Here is a 20,241-nt window from a genome sequence, read left to right as displayed (position 1 = left end):
CGGGGAGGGTTGCTTTTGACACATTATGTTCCCATAATGATGAATCTTGAAGGACGAAGGTGCGTTATCGTCGGCGGCGGAACTGTAGCGGAACGGAAAGCGGCGTCTTTGATCGAAGCCGGTGCAAAAGTAACATTGATTGCTCCCTCGGCTACAATCCGCTTGCAAAGTTATCATAATAAAGGTCAGATTGACTGGATGCAGCGTGCTTATCAAGCGGGCGATCTGGCCGGCGCTTTTTTGGCCTATGCCGCAACGGACCAACCGGGCATTAACGATGAAATTGTCCTGGAAGCCGAAGGATTGGGCATTCCGGTTAATCATGCCGGGGACGGGAGCAGAGGCTCCTTCATCACTCCAAGCGTCGTGCGGCGCGGGGGCCTGATTCTGGCTGTTTCTACGTCAGGAGCAGGACCTGGAGCTTCCAGGACGTTAAGCCGGGAAATCATTGAACGGTATGGCGATGACTATGAAACTTATGTGGATTTTTTGAGTTTTGTCAGGTCTGCGGTGAGAAACCGGGTTCAAGACCGCCAAATGAGGGCAAAGCTGTATAAATCATTGGCCGAAATGGATATATTGTCATCGATTCGGAAAGGGTGCTTCCAACCCTGGAACGAGGCGGAAGTAATAGCATGGATGGATTCATACCGGGAGGAATGAAGATGATAAAGCGAACTATAGTAGTAGGAACCAGACAGAGCCAATTGGCCTTGACGCAAACAGGTCATGTGATCGAGGCGTTGAAGGCGATTTGCGAGGAGCACCGGCTGCCGTACGATTTTGAAATCAATAAAATAGTCACTAAAGGGGATCGCATCCTGGATGTCACGTTGTCCAAGGTCGGGGGAAAAGGCTTATTTGTCAAAGAAATCGAACAAGCGATGCTGGACGGGGAAATCGATCTGGCGGTACATAGCATGAAGGATATGCCTTCCGAATTGCCGGAAGGCCTGGTGACCGGGGCCGTGCCTAAACGGGTGGACCCCCGGGATGCATTCATCTCAAGAGAAGGACTAAGCCTCGACGAGTTACCACAGGGAGCCAAGGTGGGTACAAGCAGCTTGAGACGCTCAAGCCAGCTTAGCGCTTATCGCCCCGACCTCGTAATTGAACCTTTACGGGGAAATATAGATTCCAGGTTACGGAAACTGGAGACGGAAAACTTTGATGCGATTATTTTGGCGACGGCCGGATTGTTTCGGATGGGCTGGGAGGATAAAATCACTTCCTATCTCCCCGTGGATATTTGTTTGCCGGCTGTAGGACAGGGAGCGCTCGGTATCGAGTGCAGGGAAAATGATGAAGAGGTACGTTACTTGCTTTCGCTCTACAATGATCCGGAAACGGCGTTGACGGTCGGAGCGGAGCGTAGATTCTTGGGTGTGCTTGGCGGGAGCTGCCAGGTTCCTATCGGTGCTTACGCCGTATTGGGTAAACATAATAATGGGGACGAGAGTGGCCTTTCCAGCGAAATCGTGCTGACCGGTATGGTCGGGACGCCGGACGGAGGCGTTGTCCTGAAAGAAACGATGGCGGGAAATGACCCTATGACGCTAGGAGAGGCGGTAGCAGACAAGCTAATTTCCAGAGGAGCGGACGAAATTTTGGCAGCAGCCGGGGAGTGAAGAACATGACGGGAACGAAGGGGAAAGTGTATTTAGTCGGGGCAGGACCCGGAGATGCAAGACTGATTACTTTGAAAGGTCTCGATTGTCTGGAAAAAGGGGATGTAGTCGTTTATGACCGCCTCGCAAATCCAAGCTTACTCGGGAAAATGAAGCGGGGAGCCGAAAAAATATACGTTGGTAAACGGACGGACCGCCACACGATGAAGCAGGAGGATATCAACCAGTTGTTGGTCGATCTGGCTTTGACGGGCAAAACGGTCGTACGCCTGAAGGGCGGGGATCCGACCATTTTCGGACGAGTCGGCGAAGAAGCCGAATTGCTTCGCAAACATGGAATACCTTATGAAATCGTACCGGGCATTACCGCTGCGATTTCGGTCCCGGCTTATGCCGGGATTCCGGTAACGCACCGTGATATGGCTTCTTCGCTGTCGATCATTACCGGGCATGAAAGCCCGGACAAGCTGGACTTGTCGATCAATTGGGAAAAGGTGACCAACGCTACGGGTACGCTTGTGTTCATGATGGGCGTAGCTAAAATCGGGTATATCAGCAAGCAGTTGATCTCCTATGGCAGACCGCCGGAAACGCCGGTCGCACTTGTGCGCTGGGGAACCCGTGCCGAACAGGAAACGCTCACTGGTACGCTATCCGACATTGAGCAAAAGGTTATCGAGGCCGACTTTAAGCCGCCGGCCGTCATCGTCGTCGGGGAAGTCGTCAAACAGCGGGAGCAATTGAAATGGGCGGAAGATATGCCCCTGTTCGGCAAGCGGATTCTCGTCACCCGTTCCCGTTCCCAGGCTAGCGAACTGGTCCGGCAAATCGAGGATCTTGGCGGAGAGGCCTATGAGTTTCCCGTTATTGACTTTGAACTGCCGGCTGGCGACGTTCTGAACAGCACTAGCGAAGCTCTGGACAAGTTGACGGAGTATGACTGGGCATTTTTCACCAGCGTAAACGGGGTTGAATTTTTCTTCAAACACCTGGACAGGCTGGGGAAAGACATCCGTTCACTGCACAAAGCCCGGGTCGCTGCTGTCGGCCCGGCGACGAAGGAGGCGCTGCGGAAGTACGGCATTTGCGCCGAAGAGCTGCCTGGACGATATCAGGCCGAAGGACTGCTGGGGCAATTCGAAGGGGCGCTGAAGGCGGGACAGAAAGTCTTGTTGCCGCGCGGCGACTTGGCTCGCTCCTGGCTGCCTGAGGTGCTTCGCGAGCTGGGGCTGGCCGTCACGGAAGCCGTAATGTATGCGACGGTCCCGGTTGGAGAAGATGACGACGAACTGGCCAAGCTGCTTAAAGAAGGCCGCGTTCATGCCGTTACGTTTACCAGTTCCTCTACCGTAACGAATTTTATCGGTGCTTTGAAGGGGATAGGATTTGAAGATCCGGCTGAGGCTTTGAGCGGGGCGCAGATCGCCTGCATCGGACCGGTTACGGCTAAGACGGCGGAAGACGCAGGCCTTAACGTCGGCATTCTTGCCGAGGAGGCTACCATCCATAGCTTGGTGGCGGCACTATGCGATTGGAAACAGAGCGCAGAAAATAACGGTTAGCCTGATTTGGCTGTAATATATATGAATCCAGGAGGTAATTTCATCATGAGTTTTCCTATAGTAAGACACCGCCGTTTGCGGCAATCATCTGCGATCCGCGGCATGGTGCGCGAAACGGTATTAACGGTGGATGATTTCATCCAGCCGATTTTCGTTACTTACGGCAGCGGCGTGAAAAACGAAATCTCATCCATGCCGGGCGTGTTTCATTTTTCGCTCGATACGCTTGACCAAGAAGTAAAAGAAATAGTTGACCTCGGCATTCCGGCGGTACTGCTCTTCGGTATTCCGGAGAGTAAAGACAGCGTCGGTTCATCGGCTTTTGCCGAGGATGGCATCGTTCAACAGGCGACGCGCAAGATCAAATCGCTGTATCCCGACCTGCTTGTCGTAGCGGATACCTGCCTTTGCGAGTTTACGGACCATGGGCATTGCGGCATGGTGCATACCTTTGAGCGGGACGGTCATGTATGCGGCGATGTCATGAACGATGAATCGCTGGATTTGCTGGTGCGTACCGCAGTTTCCCAAGCCCGGGCGGGTGCGGATATCATCGCTCCGTCCAACATGATGGACGGCTTCGTACAGGCCATCCGTTCAGGGTTGGATGAGGCTGGGTTCACGAACGTGCCGATCATGTCGTATTCAGTTAAGTATGCCTCGGCGTTTTACGGTCCATTCCGCGAAGCGGCCGATTCGGCGCCGCAATTCGGCGACCGCAAAACCTATCAGATGGATCCGGCCAATGCGCGGGAAGCGCTCAGAGAAGCGGAGTCCGACGTGCTGGAAGGCGCGGACATGCTGATGGTGAAACCGGCACTGGCTTTTATGGACGTGCTGCGGATGCTGCGCGACCAATTCGATCTGCCGCTCGTTGCTTATAATGTCAGCGGCGAGTACTCCATGGTCAAGGCGGCGGCTCAAAAAGGATGGATCAATGAGCGGGCCATCGTAACGGAAATGCTGCTTGGCATGAAACGGGCCGGAGCGGATATCATTATTACGTATTTTGCCAAAGACGCCGCGCGCTGGCTGCGCGAGGGAAAGTAAGAACAACCCATCAACGGACAAGGAGAGGGTTTTGATGAGTGAAAAGATCGGTCGCCGCGGCGAGGAGTTATCCAAGCAGGCTTTCGAGGAAGCGAAACAAGTTTTGCCGGGCGGCGTAAATAGCCCGGTACGTGCCTATAAATCGGTTGGCTTAACGCCAATTTATGTAGAACGGGGCGTAGGTTCGCGGATTTATGATATCGACGGGAACGAGTATATCGATTATGTCGGCTCTTGGGGGCCGCTCATTATGGGCCATGCCCACCCGGAAGTGGTCTCTGCGCTGCAAGCGACGGCGGCCAAGGGAACAAGCTTCGGCGCGCCCACGTTGCTGGAGACGAAGATGGCCAAGCTGGTTGCCGAGCGTGTCCCATCGATCGATGTAGTCCGGATGGTCAATTCCGGGACGGAGGCGACGATGAGCGCGATTCGCCTGGCGCGCGGCTATACGGGCCGGAACAAAATATTGAAGTTCGAAGGTTCTTATCATGGTCATGCGGACAGCCTGCTGATTAAGGCCGGGTCCGGCGTGGCTACGCTGGGTCTTCCCGACAGTCCGGGCGTGCCGGAAGGGGTAGCTGCAAACACGATCACCGTCCCTTATAACGATCTGGAATCCGCGGAGCTGGCCTTCCAGCGTTTCGGGACGGAGATTGCTGGCGTAATTGTGGAGCCCGTGGCCGGGAATATGGGCGTGGTTCCGCCGCAACCGGGCTTTCTGGAAGGTCTGCGCCGGTTGACGACGGAGCACGGAAGCCTGTTGATTTTCGATGAAGTGATGACCGGCTTCCGGGTCCATATTCAATGCGCCCAAGGCCGTTTCGGAGTCACCCCGGATCTGACTTGCCTCGGTAAAGTCATCGGCGGGGGACTCCCCGTCGGAGCCTACGGCGGCAAACGCGAAATTATGGAGCAGATCGCGCCGAACGGACCGATTTATCAGGCAGGAACGCTGAGCGGTAACCCGCTGGCCATGACGGCCGGATTCTCGACGTTGTCGCTGCTGACTCCGGAAGTTTATGACCGTCTGGAACTCTTGTCGGCAAAACTTGCGGCCGGATTCGCGGCCAATGCCAAGGAAAAGGGTATTCCTTGTACGATTAATCGCGTAGGATCCATGGTGTGCCCATTCTTTACGGATTCGGAAGTGATTAATTTTGAAACGGCCAAGAGCAGCGATCTGGATCTGTTCCGCCGCTATTTTGCCGCGATGATTGAAGAAGGCATCAATATTGCACCATCCCAATTCGAAGGGATGTTTGTTTCCGGGGTTCATACCGAGGCTGACATTGATGCAACGATTGAGGCGCACCGCCGTGCGCTGCAAAAGCTGTGAGTACCGGGATGAATGGACAAAAGCGCGGCGAGTGGCTGGAACTTATGCCGGGCAAGCTGAATCCGCCGGAACAGGGGGGCCGCTATGAAGCGGCCCTCATTTGGCTTGAACGCGTTTTCGGCTTCCCTCCAAAATTGCTCCGGTCCCTGGACGCGGTAGGTGGAATCAAGCTGGCCGGAGACCGTCTCCGGTTGCGGCTGTTCCCGCCGAAGACTTCACAATACGAGCCGGTGGAACGCCAGGTTAGAATACTTTACGAGGATGATTTCTGCCTTGTCGTACATAAACCGGCCGGTATCAAAATCCATCCGGACGGAGCGAACCGGGAGCCTTCGCTTGCCAATCTGGTGTCCGCGATCTATGCGCAGCGGGGGGAGCCGGTAGCCCCCGAGCATATCCATCGTCTGGACGAGTATACGTCCGGGCCGGTACTATACGCCAAAAATACTTATGCCCAGCTTAAACTGGACGCTGCCATGGCGCGCAAGGAAATCGGGAGGGTTTATGTGGCGCTTGCCGAAGGAATCGTGCCTCCTTCCCTCAAAAGCATTGACGAGCCGATCGGCAGAGACCGCCATCATCCTTCGCGCCGCCGCGTGTCCCCGTCGGGCAAAGAAGCGAGGACACGTGTGGAACTTCTGGAGACTTATTCGAAAGCCAGCCTGGTTCGCCTCATTCTCGAAACCGGGCGGACACATCAGATCCGCGTTCATCTGAGCCATGCCGGCCATCCGTTGATCGGCGATGCATTATATGGCGGAAGCACCCGCTATTTATCGCATCAGGCGCTCCACGGGGAAAGCCTGGCTTTCCCGCATCCTTTAACCGGTGAGATACTTCAGGTGTCGGACCCGTGGCCGGCGGAGTGGGATAAGCTTCGGGCCAAACTGCTTTCCGAAACAATGAAATAGATTGAGCTTTGGTCGGCTGGTAACTCCAACTGCTTATTGCCGTTTATGGTGAAAAAGCAGGCATGCACTCTTTTTTCAAGCATATAGATAAAAACGAGCGATGATTTGGACCATGCAGTTTTCTGGATACAAAATCATGTTTGTATATGCTGAAAGGAGGCAATATTTTTGGCGGATCAATCCTACGGTCTGAGGTTCGATATTTATGAACGCGTACATTTGTCTGAAAATGTGGTCGGGATCGACGAACTTGAAGAAATTGAACTGTTCCCGAAAATTCAGGTCACCCCAGGGGAAGAATATGCTTCGCTTCGCGGTCACTTGTTGCTGACTGGACTTTATCGAGGCGGGGGCGGAACCCAAGAACTGGAGCATTGGATTCCGGTGGAGATTACGATTCCGCTCAGCCGGGTCGGTAAACTGGAGGACATCGCAGTTGAGATTGAAAATTTCGATGTCGACCTCCTTAGTGCCCGCAGCCTGAACATTACGGGCGTTTTGTCCCTGCAAGGAATTGAAACTTCGTCGCTAACCGTGGAGACAGAGGATTGGAAGGACCGTGAATTTGTGGCGGCCCATGAGCCTTCTGCTGATTACCGTGGCGATGAAGCGCAATCCGAGAGCAAGCTTTCAATCCGGGAAGGATTGGATGCTGAAACTCTTGAACGCAGTTATACCGAACATTTCCGCGCCTGGGAGAAAGAGGCCCTGCCGGAATTGAGTGATACGGACGAGCAGCAAAGTATATTGACTTGGAACGATAACGCGTCTCCGCTTTTTGCCCAGTCCGTTTTGGCGGACAAGGAGGCGGATGCGCTGGAGGAGAATCCGGCTGCCGACGAAGCCGGCTTCACGAATGAAGATAATGATAAGAGCCGGGATCAAGAACCGCAATTTGCAGAAGAACAGCAATCGCAATCCTGGTTTAAAGAAGAACAACAGTCCTGGTTTAGAGAAGAGAGTCGTCCGTCGGTAACGGTTTCCGAGATTGCCCTTGATGATTTAGCGGACCATGTTCAGACCGAAAGGGAAGAAGCGGCTCCATTCTCTGGAGAAGCGCCGTCTCAGTTCGAAGCGGATAACCCTGTTTTCTCCAATTTAGAGGATGAAGAATATGTACTGACCGGGGAAGACGGTCAAGAACCCGAAATCCGCCCCGGGACGGAAGAGAAAAAGGAACTCAAAATTGCTCTCGGCAGCAAAAAAAGCGGAGACGGCGTGCAGGACACCCAATACGGCATCAGCAAACTGTTGTCCACGCATCGTCCGGATGCCGAATCCGGGCAGATTTTGCAGGAAGAGCAGAGCGCCGTCTTGACGGCGGAGCAAAGCGATGGAGAAGAAGTCCGCTGGAAGAGCTTGTTCATCGGGAATTCCGAGGATCAGACGCCGTTCCGCAAAGTCAGACTGGTGATTGTCCAGCGTGAAGAGACATTGGATGAAATTGCGGAGCGGTATCAGCTCAGTTCCCGGGAATTGCAGCTTTACAACCGTCTGTCGGAGCAACATATATCGGAAGGACAGGTGCTTTACATCCCTTAAATTAATGTTGCTTATGATAAAAAGCTGCACGCTGAATGTGCGGCTTTTTTGTTTTTGTCCTCTGCAAGTGGACATTTGTCTATTTTCAACCCCTTTTGTTGACTCATGAAGGTATTCAAGCTATTATGATAGAGATCAGCTTAAATTAATCTTTAATGTAAAGACTTGGAATGGGAAGAGTAGGCAGTGAACCCTTCAGAGAGCGGAATTGTTACGCTGGAAAATTCCGCAGGACACAGCTGTCCGAAGTCGCCCGGGAGTCGTCCGTTTGATCCTCAGCTTCTATAGGTTAGAACGGGCCGGCAGCAACCGTTATCTGCATGAGTGTCGTAAGCGGAGATTCGCCCTGTCCCGAAAATTCGGGACGCCAAGAATCCAAGCCTGCGAAACAAAGGTGGTACCGCGAAAGATAAGCCTTTCGTCCTTTGAGACGAGAGGCTTTTTGTGTTTTTTGCCTTCGGTAAACGATATGCAGGCTGACCGGCCTGCCCTGCTCCCAGTAGCTGCGCCCTCCATTGATATCGCCTACCGCCTAGGTCATTTAATTGTTACGGAGGTTTGAGACAAATGACAGAAAATCATGAACAATCCCAGTCGGCTGAGATGCCGACAACGTACGATCCTAAAGCGGCCGAACAGAAATGGTACCGCTATTGGATGGAAGGCGGCTTTTTCAAGGCCGGAAAGAATCCGGAAGCAGAGCCTTATACGATTGTGATTCCGCCGCCCAATGTGACTGGTATGCTGCATATCGGACATGCGCTGGACTGTACGCTTCAGGATATTTTGATTCGTACAAAACGGATGCAAGGTTACGATGCGCTTTGGCTCCCGGGATCGGACCATGCCGGAATCGCCACCCAGACCAAAGTGGAGCAAAAGCTTCGCGAAGAGGGCGTGACACGGTATGATCTTGGACGCGAGAAATTCCTCGAGAAGGTATGGGAATGGAAAGATAAATATGCGGCTTCCATTCATGAGCAGTGGGCTAAAATGGGCTTCTCTCTTGATTATTCAAGAGAACGGTTTACGTTGGATGAAGGTCTTTCTTTGGCCGTACGCGAAGTGTTCGTCAAGCTCTATGAAAAAGGCTTGATCTACCGGGGCAAGTACATTATTAACTGGGACCCGGTTGCCCGCACGGCGCTTTCCGATATTGAAGTGGAATATAAAGAAGTTAACGGCCATTTGTATCATTTACGGTATCCGCTTAAAGACGGCAGCGGTTTTATTACGGTTGCCACCACGCGGCCCGAAACGATGCTTGGCGATACAGCGGTAGCGGTTCATCCCAAGGATGAGCGTTACAAGGATCTGGTAGGCAAAATGCTTGTTTTGCCGATCACCGGCCGGGAAATTCCGGTCATTGCAGATGATTATGTCGATAAGGAATTCGGCAGCGGGGCCGTGAAAATCACGCCGGCGCACGATCCGAACGACTTTGAAGTAGGCCTGCGCCATGAGTTGCCGCAAATCATCGTGATGGATGAGAGCGGTACAATGAACCAGGAAGCGGGTAAATATCAGGGACTCGACCGCAGCGAATGCCGCAAACAAATCGTTAAGGATTTGCAGGAAGCGGGCGTCCTGGTTCAAATTGAGGATCATGTCCATCAAGTCGGGCACAGCGAACGGACAGGAGCGGTAATTGAACCGTATTTGTCAACACAATGGTTCGTAAAAATGAAGCCGCTGGCTGAAGCTGCAATCGCCTCCCAAAAATCGGGCGAAGGCGTTCAGTTCGTACCGGACCGCTTTGAAAAAACGTATCTTCATTGGATCGAAAATGTCCGCGACTGGTGTATCTCCCGGCAATTATGGTGGGGGCACCGCATTCCGGCCTGGTATTGCGAAGCGACCGGGGAAATGGTTGTTGCCCATGATGAGGCGGAAGCCAAGGCCAAGCTGGGACGGGATGATATAAAACAGGATGAGGATGTTCTCGATACCTGGTTCAGCTCCGCCTTATGGCCTTTCTCGACACTCGGCTGGCCTAACGAGGAGAGCGAAGATTTCAAGCGTTATTTCCCTACAAGCGTACTGGTTACGGGATATGACATTATTCCGTTCTGGGTCTCCCGCATGATCTTTACCGGATTGGAGTTTACAAAATCGATTCCGTTCAAGAATGCCTTAATACATGGCCTGGTCCGCGATAGTGAAGGCCGCAAAATGTCCAAGTCGCTCGGCAACGGGGTTGATCCGCTGGAAGTTATCGAGAAATACGGCGCCGATGCGATGCGATATATGCTTTCGACCAGCAGCACGCCTGGACAGGATCTTCGTTTCCATTGGGAACGCGTAGAGCAGGCTCGTAACTTTGCCAATAAAATCTGGAATGCTTCCCGCTTCGCATTGATGAACCTGGAAGGTGTTACGATTGAAGATATTGATATCAGCGGCGATCTGGCAACCGCCGACCGCTGGATTCTGCACCGGTTCAATGAAACGACAAGAGAAATCACCCGGTTGATCGATGCCTACGAATTCGGAGAAACCGGTCGTCAGCTGTATAATTTTATCTGGGACGATCTCTGCGACTGGTATATCGAGTTTGCGAAATTGTCGCTCTATGGAGAGGACGCAGCCGCTAAACGCAAAACCCAGTCCGTACTCGCTTACGTGCTTGACCGCACGCTGCGGCTGATCCATCCGTTCATGCCATTTATTTCCGAGGAAATATGGCAGCATTTGCCGCATCGTGGCGAATCGATTACGCTGGCTGAATGGCCGAAGTACGATCCTGCGCTTGAGGCTCCGGATGCTGTTCAGGAAATGAGCCTGCTTGTCGACGTTATTCGCGCCGTTCGGAACATCCGTTCGGAAGTGGGCGTTCCGATGAGCAAAAAAATCGAATTGCTCGTTAAACCGGCATCTGCGGAATTGTTGCAAATCGTGAATCAGAACGGTCACTATATCCGCCGCTTCTGCAACACGTCCCAGTTTGAAGCTTCTTTGGAGGCAGCAGTTCCTGGCAAAGCGATGACCGCCGTGGTTACCGGTGCGGAATTGTATTTGCCGCTCGCGGGTCTGATTGATATCAGCCAGGAAATCGCACGCCTTGAAAAAGAGGTTGAACATTTGAACAAAGAAGTGGAACGCGTGGAGAAAAAGCTGGCTAACGAAGGCTTTGTCGCCAAGGCACCGGCCAAGGTGATTGAAGAAGAACGCGCCAAGATGGCGGACTATTCCGGCAAGCGCGATATCGTATTGGCGCGGATCAGCGAACTGAAAGGCTAAAGCCCTCGGGTCACTCTTCCCATCCGGCTGAGGTCATATGTCCTATAATTAAGGACAGCGATCGCAGCCGGACCTTATTGTGATGATGAGACGATGTTTTTTATTCCAACAATTCAAATGAAGGTGAAAGTGATGGGGGCTCATAAAGAAAAGAGCGAAGAAGTGCCGTTGCAAAGTTACGGCGAAGCTGTCGATTGGATTAACGGGCTGATTCCGTTCGGAATTCGTCCCGGATTGGAGCGGATCCATTTGTTAATGGATCGTTTGGGCAATCCGCAGCGGAGGCTGAAATTCATACATGTGGCCGGGACGAACGGCAAAGGATCATCCTGTGCTTTTTTAACCCAAACGCTGCTCGAATGCGGGTATAGTGTTGGAACGTACACCTCCCCGTATATCACCAAATTTACGAACCGGTTTCAGTTCAATGGAGAAGATATTCCGGAGGAAACGCTATTATCCCTGACAAATCGGCTTCAACCGCTGGTTCTGGAAATCGCGGAAACCGAACTTGGTTCTCCGACGATGTTTGAGGTCAGCACGGCACTTGCCATCCTTTACTTTGCCGAGGAATGCTACCCGGATGTCGTGGTATGGGAGACAGGTCTTGGGGGAAGGATGGATGTAACCAACATTGTGACGCCGATCGTTTCGCTGATTACGAATATCGGATATGATCATACGGATGTCCTTGGAGATACAATCGAACAAATCGCCACCGAAAAGGCCGGAATTATCAAGCCTGGCGTTCCGGTAGTCAGCTGCGTGGAACAAACCGAGGCGATTGGCATATTGAAGGACACGGCAGCGAAGCAGAACAGCAGTCTATATTTGATGGGCGAGCAATTCTCCTTCGAACGTCTTCAAGTCAGTGACCGGGGGCAAAGCATGCTGTTTCGCGGACCATTCCGCGAGTTCGAATTGCAGATGACGATGCTGGGTGAGCATCAATGCAAAAACGCGGCCGGAGTCATGATGGTGCTTGAAGTGCTGCGGCAATATATGGCTTTTGTGCTGGAAGACGAAACGGTGTTATCCGGTTTTAAAACGGCCTTTTGGGCAGGACGCCTGGAACAGGTGTCGGCTGAGCCGCGTATCGTACTCGATGGGGCACACAATCCCGAAGGAGCGGAAACCCTTGCCAAGAGTATCCGGGAAACTTTCAGGTACCGAAAGCTGAATTTGATGATGGGGATGCTAGCTAATAAGCATCATCATGCCTACTTGCAGCATATATTACCTATAGTGGATACACTTATACTGACCGAGCCCGATTTTCGCCGTAAACTGGATGCGGAAGCGCTGTACGATCTTGTCCAGGAACTGAAAGACGCCAAGGCGAAACCTGAGTTGGAAATCATTGTGGAACGTGACTGGAGAAAAGCTCTTTCGCTATTGGAGTCACGGACGGAACGGGAAGATCTTGGGGTAGTCACCGGCACGCTGTACATGATTTCGGATGTGCGGGCAACTCTTTTGCATCAAACCGATTCTGAAAAAGGCTGGTGAACTATAAATTGTTAAATACGACTGAACAACATGTGCATTTTATCGGTATCGGAGGGTATGGCATGAGTGCCATTGCCCGCGTGATGCTGGAGATGGGTTATACCGTAACCGGATCGGACGTGGCTTCCCAGGAATTGACGGAGAAGCTGGCGGCTAAAGGAGCCAAAATCTATATCGGTCATACGGCAGAGCATGTCCATGGTGCCGATCTGGTGGTTTATTCAACCGCACTGCCGCAGGATAACGTGGAACGTTTGGAAGCCGAGGAGCAAGGGATTCCGATTTTGCACCGTTCGCAGATGCTGGCCAGACTGCTCAACGAACGACATGGGGTAGCGGTTGCAGGAGCACACGGCAAGACTACGACATCTTCGATGATCGCGCTTGTCATGGAACAGTGCGGAATCGATCCGACCTATATTATCGGCGGGGAGATTATGGACATCGGGACGAACGCCAAAGCCGGACAAGGAAAGTTTGTTGTGGCCGAAGCGGATGAAAGCGACGGATCGTTTCTTCAATACCATCCCTATCTAGGGGTTGTTACGAATATTGAAGCCGATCATCTGGAGAATTACGGCGGCGATTTTGGCCGCTTGAAGGAAGCTTACGTCCAGTTTTTTAATCAGATCAAGCCGGAAGGTAAAGCTGTGATCTGCGGAGATGACGATAATATCAGGGAATTGCTGCCTAACCTTAAATGTCAGAGCATTACTTACGGCATTGAATCGGACTGTGATTATACGGCGGAACAAATCAAGCTTGGGGACCGCCATGTGAAGTTTACGATGATGCATGGGAAGCAGGAGCTAGGCGTAGTAGAGCTTTCAGTTCCGGGGAGACATAATGTATATAACGCTATGGCTACAATTATCGTATGTCTCGAAGCCGGCATTCCTTTTGCAGAGATTACCGCAGCCATTACCGGATTTCATGGAGCAAAGCGCCGGTTTCAGGTGCTGGGCGAAAGCGGCGGGATCCTCATCATCGATGACTATGCGCATCATCCGACGGAGATTGAAGCGACGATTGCCGCCGCAAAAGCAACCGGCAAGCGAATCATCGCCGTATTCCAGCCTCAACGCTATACGCGGACGTTCTTTTTGCTGGATGCGTTCAGCCGGGCGTTCGGCGGGGCGGATGAAGTGATTATCACGGATATTTACTCACCGGCCGGCGAGAAACAGATCGAAGGGGTAAGCTCATCCAAATTGGTCGATTTGATTAAGGAAAACAGCAACGCGGGAGCCAGATATCTTCCGACGAAACAGGATGTTATAGATGAACTTCAAGGACGACTTCAGCCAGGGGATCTTGTACTGACGATGGGAGCCGGGGATATTTACAAGGTTGGATACGAACTTGCCAAAAAAATGTCCAACTAATAACTAGTTAAGTTACTAGTAACCGGCCGATTATAAGTGCTGTGGCTTCGTGTGATTGGCTGGCTGCTGGTTGGAGTTACGGAGTTCAAATAGCTGGAAAATATACAGTTAATTTCGTTCTTTTCTGCGGAATTCCGAAATTAACTGGAAAATATCCAGCTAATTTGCAGTGGTTATTTGTATAACTGCAATCTCGGTTGAATTAGCTGTAGGTTTTCCATCTATATGAGTCTATCAGACTGGAAAAAGCAAATTAACTGGATAAAATCCAGTTAATTTTACCTCAGACAGGATCCATGCCTCGCATTAGTTATTTGCTATAAGGAATCGACCAAAGAAAGCCTCGCGTAAGCGAGGTTTTTCTTATGGGCTGGCATATAAGCGGCTCTCTGTTCATATTGTATTTTTAGAAGAATGGACAAGGAGCGTGCGGACAGTGAATAAGGCCAAAATGACATTCCGGTTTGACGACCAAGGGAGGCAGACCCCGGATCATCGACAAACTCCGCAAGAGGAGCAGGCTCATCATAAATGGCAAACTCCGCAAGAGGAGCAGGCTCAGGGTAAATGGCAAACTCCGCAAGAGGAGCAGGCTCAGCATAATCGACAAATGTCTCATGAGGAGCAGATTCAGCGTAAGTGGCAAGCTTCGCAAGAGGGGCAAGCTCCCCCTAATCGCTTAGATCCTCAAGCCGGGCAAACCCCGCCCAAACGGACACTATATGCGGTACCTACACCGGAATCGGATTTTAACGGGGATGAGCATGGGGAGCCCATTCCTCCGGGGCAAAGCTACCGCACAGTGGAGATGACGGATGATTGGGGAGATCCCTTTACGGACTATACGGGAACGGGAGGGACGATTTTGCCGTCCTATACCGCTGTTCGTGAGCATCGTACGTCGTGGTGGAAGGTTGCGGGTTCGCTGACCGGAGCCATAGTTACGGGGGCTTTGTTCGGATTTGTGGTCTTGTCCATGTTCAACGGGGAAGTGACCGTCCCTATTCCCGGAATTTCCGTCCCTAATCAGACTTCGGCGGGAGAGTCCGCCACGGATATTCCCGTTTTAGGCCCAATCATCGGATTGGACGATACGGAATCTTCCGCGGGCATGAAAGTCAACATCGCGTTACCTCCGCAAAGCTATCATTTCCTTCAGTACGGCGTGTTCAGCACGGCTGAAGGGGTGGAGCTCGCACAGAAGGAATTGCAAAATTCAGGAATCGCCGCAGCCAGAGATACGGTCGACGGAAAGCGGGTTTATGCCGGGGTCTCCTCCGACCGCGAGCAGGCCAAGTTGCTCAGTAGCCAACTGAAGACAGCCGGGGTTCACCTCATTTTGCATGAAATATCGCTGCCATCGTCGGCGGAGATCGTGTTCGACGGAGACGTGACGCTGCTTGAAAAGTATTTTGCCGAAAGCGCCGAACTGGTCGGCTTGCTCAGTTCCCTGTCGGCTTCGCGGCTTGTTGAAACTGATCCGCAGGCTCTACCGGCCGAGGAGATTGAAGAACTCCGACAGAAGCATCAATCTTGGACGGAAAGCGCGGCGATCGTCCGCGGTAAGCAACCGGAGGAATTTGCCGCCGAAGCCAGTGAAATGGAAAAGGCGATGAACAGCGCCGTAGAGGCTATGGCCGAATATAACAAAAAGCAAGTTAAAACTTTGCTTTGGGAAGTTCAGGATGAGGTCATGAGCTTTATTTTGGCAGAACAAAAAATGGTGGGTTCGGGAGGCTGACGAAAGGCCGTTCCGCAACAAAACGGCAGGGGATTGGTAATACTTCCCCCTGCCGTTTTTGTGTTTGTATTGAGGCTGAATAAACCTTATAATAATGAGGTGTCAAAAAATGGCGAGGATGACAGTGAAAAGCTGTCGATTTTTATTCAAATTAAATCTGGTGAGCGGCAATGCCCAAGGAAGAGAGGCTTCCTTTGGACAGGCCGGGCCGGTAAAGGAGAGTAGTGCACCTTTGGATTCCTCAGCAGCACGCCGCATCATTCTTGCATCGACATCCCCGCGCCGACGTGATCTTGTGTCTTCTTTACATATTCCGTTTGAAGTTGTGCCAAGCCATGCCGATGAAACGACGCCGGAGGGATGGACGCCGGAACAAATCGTGAAGGAGCTTGCGAAACGGAAGGCAGACGCCGTTTACCGGACCCTAGAGAAATCAGAACATGGTGTCATTGTCGGTAGCGATACGATTGTTGTAAGAGACGATGTCGTGCTTGGAAAGCCGAAGGATACACAGGAAGCCGCCTCCATGCTTCGTTCATTGCAGGGCAGAAGCCACCAGGTGTTTACCGGGGTTGCCTGTTTGGACAGCATTACGGGAGCAAGCCGGGTGGATTACCGGATGACGCTAGTGACGATGAAGCCGTTGACGGAAGAGCAGATCGCAGCTTATGCCGCCAGCGGAGAAGGGCTCGACAAAGCCGGTGCTTACGCTATTCAAGGTCTTGGTGCGACAATCGTATCCGGGATTGAAGGGTGTTATTTTAATGTGGTCGGACTTCCGTTGTCATTATTAGCCGACATGCTGGCTTCTTTTGGTATCGCCGTTTTTTAGAGTCAAGGAAGAGATAAAGCATATCCTTCCGGAATGCATTTTGCCCACAAGGCCGTTCAGGCTTTGTCAAAAACATTCGGAAGCGAGGGATTGCAATTGGAAACGGCAACTTATATGCTACGTGACATTCCTAATGAAGAACGGCCCAGAGAACGGTTGCTGCAGTATGGAGCAGGCGCGTTAAGCCTGACTGAACTGCTGGCTATTTTGCTGCGGACGGGAACCCGCCATGAATCGGCGATCCATGTGGCCCAGCGCATGCTGGGGGAAAGCGGAGGCATACGCGGCATCGTGGATCTCAGTCTTGATGAATTGACAAAAATGAAAGGGATCGGACCGGCCAAAGCGGTGCAGATCAAAGCGAGCATCGAACTTGGACAAAGACTGGCCAAAACCCGTCTGCCGGAGGCACAGATTATCCGCAGCCCGCGGGACGCCGCCGATCATCTTATGGAACAGCTCAGGTATTTGCAGAAAGAACATTTTGTCTGTCTATTTTTGAATACGAAAAATCATATCATTGCTCAAGAAACGCTGTCGATCGGGAGTCTGAATGCATCGATTGTACATCCGCGCGAAGTATTCCGCGCCGCTATCAAGTGCAGCAGTGCATCTGTCGTCTGCGCTCACAATCATCCAAGCGGCGACCCGACGCCAAGTCCGGAGGACATTCGGATGACGGAACGTCTGTGTAAGGCAGGAGATATTGTGGGAATCGACGTATTGGACCACATCGTCATCGGCGACGGAAAATTCGTCAGTTTGAAGGAGCAGGGCTTGATGTAATATAATAGATAAGATACAGAAGGAAAGGGAGATACAGCATGTTTGGTGGCTTTACGAAAGATTTGGGAATCGATTTGGGGACGGCAAACACCCTGGTTTATATCCGTGGAAAAGGAATCATTGTGAGAGAACCTTCGGTAGTAGCAATCCATACCGATACTAAAAATATTGTCGCGGTCGGAGAATCGGCCAAGAAAATGATCGGCAGAACGCCGGGCAACATCCGGGCGATCCGTCCGATGAAAGACGGCGTAATCGCAGATTTTGATACGACGGCAACGATGATCAAGTATTTCATACGCCAAGCACAGAAACAGCGTTCGCTGTTCCAGCGCCATCCTAACGTAATGGTATGCGTTCCTTCGGGCATTACTGCCGTTGAACAACGTGCCGTTGAGGATGCGACGAAGCAAGCCGGAGCACGTGAAGCCTACACCATCGAGGAGCCGTTTGCTGCAGCGATCGGAGCCGATCTGCCGGTTTGGGAACCGACGGGAAGCATGGTCGTGGATATCGGCGGCGGAACGACGGAGGTTGCCGTTATTTCGCTCGGTGGCATTGTAACCAGCAAATCGGTACGTGTTGCCGGAGATGAAATGGATGAATCGATCATCCAATACATTAAACGGCAATATAATTTAATGATAGGCGAAAGAACCGCCGAACAGTTGAAAATGGATGTCGGATCCGCCCTTGCATTGGAAAAGGTGGAAACGATGGAAATCCGGGGCCGCGATTTGGTTTCCGGTTTGCCTAAAACCATCACCATCACTTCGGATGAAATTTCCGAAGCGCTCAGCGATACGGTAAATGCCATTGTTGACGCTGTTAAGGTAACGCTTGAGAAATGTCCTCCAGAGCTTGCTGCCGATATCATGGATCGTGGTATCGTGCTGACCGGCGGCGGCGCTCTTCTGCGCAATCTCGACAAGTTGCTGGCCGGCGAGACGGGAATGCCCGTTATTGTCGCTGATAACCCTCTGGACTGCGTGGCGATCGGAACGGGAAGAGCCTTGGATAACATCCATATGTTTAAGTCCAAGAGCAGTTCCGCACTCCGCTCCAAACGTTAATAGCGATCAAGATGTCTTCCAGCTTGATATATGTCGGTAATATGCCTTGGAAGCATCATTCCGGTACGAAAATTTTGGATTTATGAACGCATAATTATTAGCGGCGCCGTCCGGCAGCGGACGGCCAAGCCGTTTTTCTCTGTTTTGATCGTATTTATCCGGGAGAATCCCTGCCTGCGGGGATAGGGAGAATAATGTAAGGTTGGAGGGTGCTTAAACTGTTTAAGCTGCTTGGCAACAAAAGACTGTTTATTTTGTTGATGGGACTCATTCTTTTTATTGCGGTCATGGGTTTCACCCTCGGATCGAGAACCAACTTGTCCTGGCCAGAGAAGTTTGTGAAGGATACGGTCGGCTTCGTGCAATATGTGTTTTACAAGCCCGCTGGTTACGTAGCGGGCTTGTTTGAAGATATCTCGGAATTACGTTCGCTTCAGGAAGAAAACGAGGAACTGAAAATTGCGTTGTCTCACTATACGCGGGATAAAGCTTATTTTAACTGGGTTGAGCAGGAGAATAAACGGTTGCAGAATGACCTGAATTTTACGAATGCCCAGAAAGAAATGTACGACTACACCTGGAAGATCGCGCATGTCGTCAGCGTGAATGATGATCCTGTCAACCGGACGGTCGTGCTCAACATCGGAGGACGGGAAGGCGTAAAAGAAGGCATGGCCGTTTCATCCGCCGAGGGTCTGGTCGGCGTCGTTAGCCATGTAAGCAATTTTACGTCAACCGTGAAGCTCGTCACGACGATGGATGCAAGAGACCCCAATTCGAACGGAATCGCGGTGACGGCCCAAGGCAAGGAAAATCAGGTTTTCGGGGTCATCGAGACTTTCGACAAATCGAATGGTACCTTCTTGATGAGCCGGATCGAAGATCAGAAGTCTCTGGCTAAGGACGACCTTATCGTTTCCTCCGGGATCGGGGGCGTGTTTCCCCGCGGGATGATCATTGGAAAGGTGACCGACATTCAGGTAGGCGAATACGGTCTGACATATACGGCTACCATTAAGCCGGCGGCAAGCTTTACGGATTGGAAGGAACTGTTCGTAGTCTTTGAACCGGAGGCTGAAAAAGAGTGAGGAAACGCAAATATATCCTGATTCTGCTGCTGTTCCTTCTGTTCATTCTGGAGGGAACGATCATCCCTTGGCTAATTCCTCCTTCCTGGGAGACTCGTATTATTCCGCATTTAGTATATGTCGCCATTTTATTTTTCTCCGTTTATGAGAATCGACATACCGGGCTGGTACTGGGACTCTGTTTTGGATTGCTGCAAGACGTGGTTTATTATGGTTCCATGATCGGCGCCTATTCGTTTGCGATGGGACTTTCCTGTTACTTGTTGGGGCTATTGTCACGCACGCGTCAAGCTCCGCTTCCTTTAATGATGATTATCATTTTGATAGGAAGCTTGCTTTTGGATTCGATTTTATTCGGGACGTATTCTTTGTTCGGTCTTGTTCATGAGCCGTATTCCTGGGCCTTGATGAATCACATCATTCCGAACGTCTTCGTTCAATTTGTATTCGCGTTAGTGATCTATGTGCCGCTTCGACGTCAGCTAGAAATCATTACCAAACGGCGCTCCGTCGAGGAAAAGGCTTGATTCCATGACTTTTGCTCTCCGACAAGCAGGA

The 20,241-nt window shown here is 51.7% G+C and carries 16 protein-coding genes and 1 other annotated feature; all 16 genes read left to right on the top strand.

Annotated features, from left to right (window positions below):
* Positions 1-15: 15 nt before the first annotated feature.
* The 16 genes from ACLB09_RS21255 (at position 16) to mreD (ending at position 20,210) form a co-directional block, all read left to right on the top strand.
* Positions 16-663 carry a precorrin-2 dehydrogenase/sirohydrochlorin ferrochelatase family protein gene (locus tag ACLB09_RS21255; RefSeq protein WP_410771857.1) on the top strand — a complete coding sequence of 216 codons (648 nt, stop codon included), beginning with the start codon at positions 16-18 and terminating at the stop codon, positions 661-663.
* A gap of 2 nt (positions 664-665) precedes the next feature.
* Positions 666-1,628, top strand: a complete 963-nt coding sequence (hemC, locus tag ACLB09_RS21250) for a hydroxymethylbilane synthase (protein ID WP_410771856.1) — start codon at positions 666-668, stop codon at positions 1,626-1,628.
* A 5-nt stretch (positions 1,629-1,633) separates the two neighbouring features.
* Entirely contained in the window at positions 1,634-3,190 is a 1,557-nt protein-coding gene (gene cobA, locus ACLB09_RS21245) for a uroporphyrinogen-III C-methyltransferase (RefSeq protein WP_410771855.1), read from the top strand.
* Positions 3,191-3,235: 45 nt separating this feature from the next.
* Positions 3,236-4,240: a porphobilinogen synthase gene (gene hemB / locus ACLB09_RS21240; protein ID WP_410771854.1), complete on the top strand. Its 1,005-nt coding sequence runs from the start codon at positions 3,236-3,238 to the stop codon at positions 4,238-4,240.
* A gap of 34 nt (positions 4,241-4,274) precedes the next feature.
* Positions 4,275-5,576, top strand: coding sequence for a glutamate-1-semialdehyde 2,1-aminomutase (gene hemL / locus ACLB09_RS21235; protein ID WP_410771853.1), 1,302 nt, complete (start codon positions 4,275-4,277; stop codon positions 5,574-5,576).
* A gap of 8 nt (positions 5,577-5,584) precedes the next feature.
* Positions 5,585-6,487, top strand: a complete 903-nt coding sequence (locus ACLB09_RS21230) for an RluA family pseudouridine synthase (protein WP_410771852.1) — start codon at positions 5,585-5,587, stop codon at positions 6,485-6,487.
* A 168-nt stretch (positions 6,488-6,655) separates the two neighbouring features.
* On the top strand, positions 6,656-8,029 hold the full coding sequence (locus tag ACLB09_RS21225; protein WP_410771851.1) for a LysM peptidoglycan-binding domain-containing protein: 1,374 nt from the start codon (positions 6,656-6,658) through the stop codon (positions 8,027-8,029).
* Positions 8,030-8,186: 157 nt separating this feature from the next.
* Positions 8,187-8,458: a binding site (T-box leader), on the top strand.
* 138 nt (positions 8,459-8,596) lie between these two features.
* Complete coding sequence (locus ACLB09_RS21220) at positions 8,597-11,269, top strand: valine--tRNA ligase (protein WP_410771850.1); 2,673 nt, start codon at positions 8,597-8,599, stop codon at positions 11,267-11,269.
* A gap of 132 nt (positions 11,270-11,401) precedes the next feature.
* Positions 11,402-12,778, top strand: coding sequence for a bifunctional folylpolyglutamate synthase/dihydrofolate synthase (locus ACLB09_RS21215; RefSeq protein ID WP_410771849.1), 1,377 nt, complete (start codon positions 11,402-11,404; stop codon positions 12,776-12,778).
* Between the two features lie 8 nt (positions 12,779-12,786).
* Positions 12,787-14,163 (top strand): UDP-N-acetylmuramate--L-alanine ligase, encoded by a 1,377-nt coding sequence (gene murC, locus ACLB09_RS21210; protein ID WP_410771848.1) that lies wholly within the window; start codon positions 12,787-12,789, stop codon positions 14,161-14,163.
* Between the two features lie 436 nt (positions 14,164-14,599).
* The gene (locus ACLB09_RS21205) at positions 14,600-15,904 is read left to right on the top strand and encodes an SPOR domain-containing protein (RefSeq protein WP_410771847.1); all 1,305 of its coding nucleotides are present in this window, start codon (positions 14,600-14,602) and stop codon (positions 15,902-15,904) included.
* A 232-nt stretch (positions 15,905-16,136) separates the two neighbouring features.
* Complete coding sequence (locus ACLB09_RS21200) at positions 16,137-16,736, top strand: Maf family protein (RefSeq protein ID WP_410772110.1); 600 nt, start codon at positions 16,137-16,139, stop codon at positions 16,734-16,736.
* Between the two features lie 114 nt (positions 16,737-16,850).
* Positions 16,851-17,522 carry a RadC family protein gene (gene radC / locus ACLB09_RS21195; RefSeq protein ID WP_410772109.1) on the top strand — a complete coding sequence of 224 codons (672 nt, stop codon included), beginning with the start codon at positions 16,851-16,853 and terminating at the stop codon, positions 17,520-17,522.
* Between the two features lie 38 nt (positions 17,523-17,560).
* Positions 17,561-18,595 carry a rod shape-determining protein gene (locus ACLB09_RS21190; RefSeq protein ID WP_410771846.1) on the top strand — a complete coding sequence of 345 codons (1,035 nt, stop codon included), beginning with the start codon at positions 17,561-17,563 and terminating at the stop codon, positions 18,593-18,595.
* 209 nt (positions 18,596-18,804) lie between these two features.
* Positions 18,805-19,683 (top strand): rod shape-determining protein MreC, encoded by an 879-nt coding sequence (mreC, locus tag ACLB09_RS21185; protein ID WP_410771845.1) that lies wholly within the window; start codon positions 18,805-18,807, stop codon positions 19,681-19,683.
* A complete protein-coding gene (gene mreD / locus ACLB09_RS21180; RefSeq protein WP_410771844.1) occupies positions 19,680-20,210 on the top strand; it encodes a rod shape-determining protein MreD in 531 nt (176 codons plus the stop codon). The genes mreC and mreD overlap by 4 nt, the downstream gene beginning before the upstream one ends.
* Positions 20,211-20,241 lie beyond the last annotated feature (31 nt).

Source organism: Fontibacillus forbon, from assembly GCF_046559655.1.
GTDB lineage: Bacteria > Bacillota > Bacilli > Paenibacillales > Paenibacillaceae > Fontibacillus.
Note: the sequence above shows the minus strand (reverse complement) of the source record. Positions and strands in the feature narration are given on the sequence as shown.

Bases quoted from the DNA above. Each gene is read 5' to 3' on its own strand.
- ACLB09_RS21220 (WP_410771850.1), top strand. From the start codon at position 8,597: ATGACAGAAAATCATGAACAATCCCAGTCGGCTGAGATGCCGACAACG.
- hemC (WP_410771856.1), top strand. From the start codon at position 666: ATGATAAAGCGAACTATAGTAGTAGGAACCAGACAGAGCCAATTGGCC.
- hemL (WP_410771853.1), top strand. From the start codon at position 4,275: ATGAGTGAAAAGATCGGTCGCCGCGGCGAGGAGTTATCCAAGCAGGCT.
- ACLB09_RS21230 (WP_410771852.1), top strand. From the start codon at position 5,585: ATGAATGGACAAAAGCGCGGCGAGTGGCTGGAACTTATGCCGGGCAAG.
- ACLB09_RS21215 (WP_410771849.1), top strand. From the start codon at position 11,402: ATGGGGGCTCATAAAGAAAAGAGCGAAGAAGTGCCGTTGCAAAGTTAC.
- ACLB09_RS21190 (WP_410771846.1), top strand. From the start codon at position 17,561: ATGTTTGGTGGCTTTACGAAAGATTTGGGAATCGATTTGGGGACGGCA.
- radC (WP_410772109.1), top strand. From the start codon at position 16,851: ATGCTACGTGACATTCCTAATGAAGAACGGCCCAGAGAACGGTTGCTG.
- hemB (WP_410771854.1), top strand. From the start codon at position 3,236: ATGAGTTTTCCTATAGTAAGACACCGCCGTTTGCGGCAATCATCTGCG.
- cobA (WP_410771855.1), top strand. From the start codon at position 1,634: ATGACGGGAACGAAGGGGAAAGTGTATTTAGTCGGGGCAGGACCCGGA.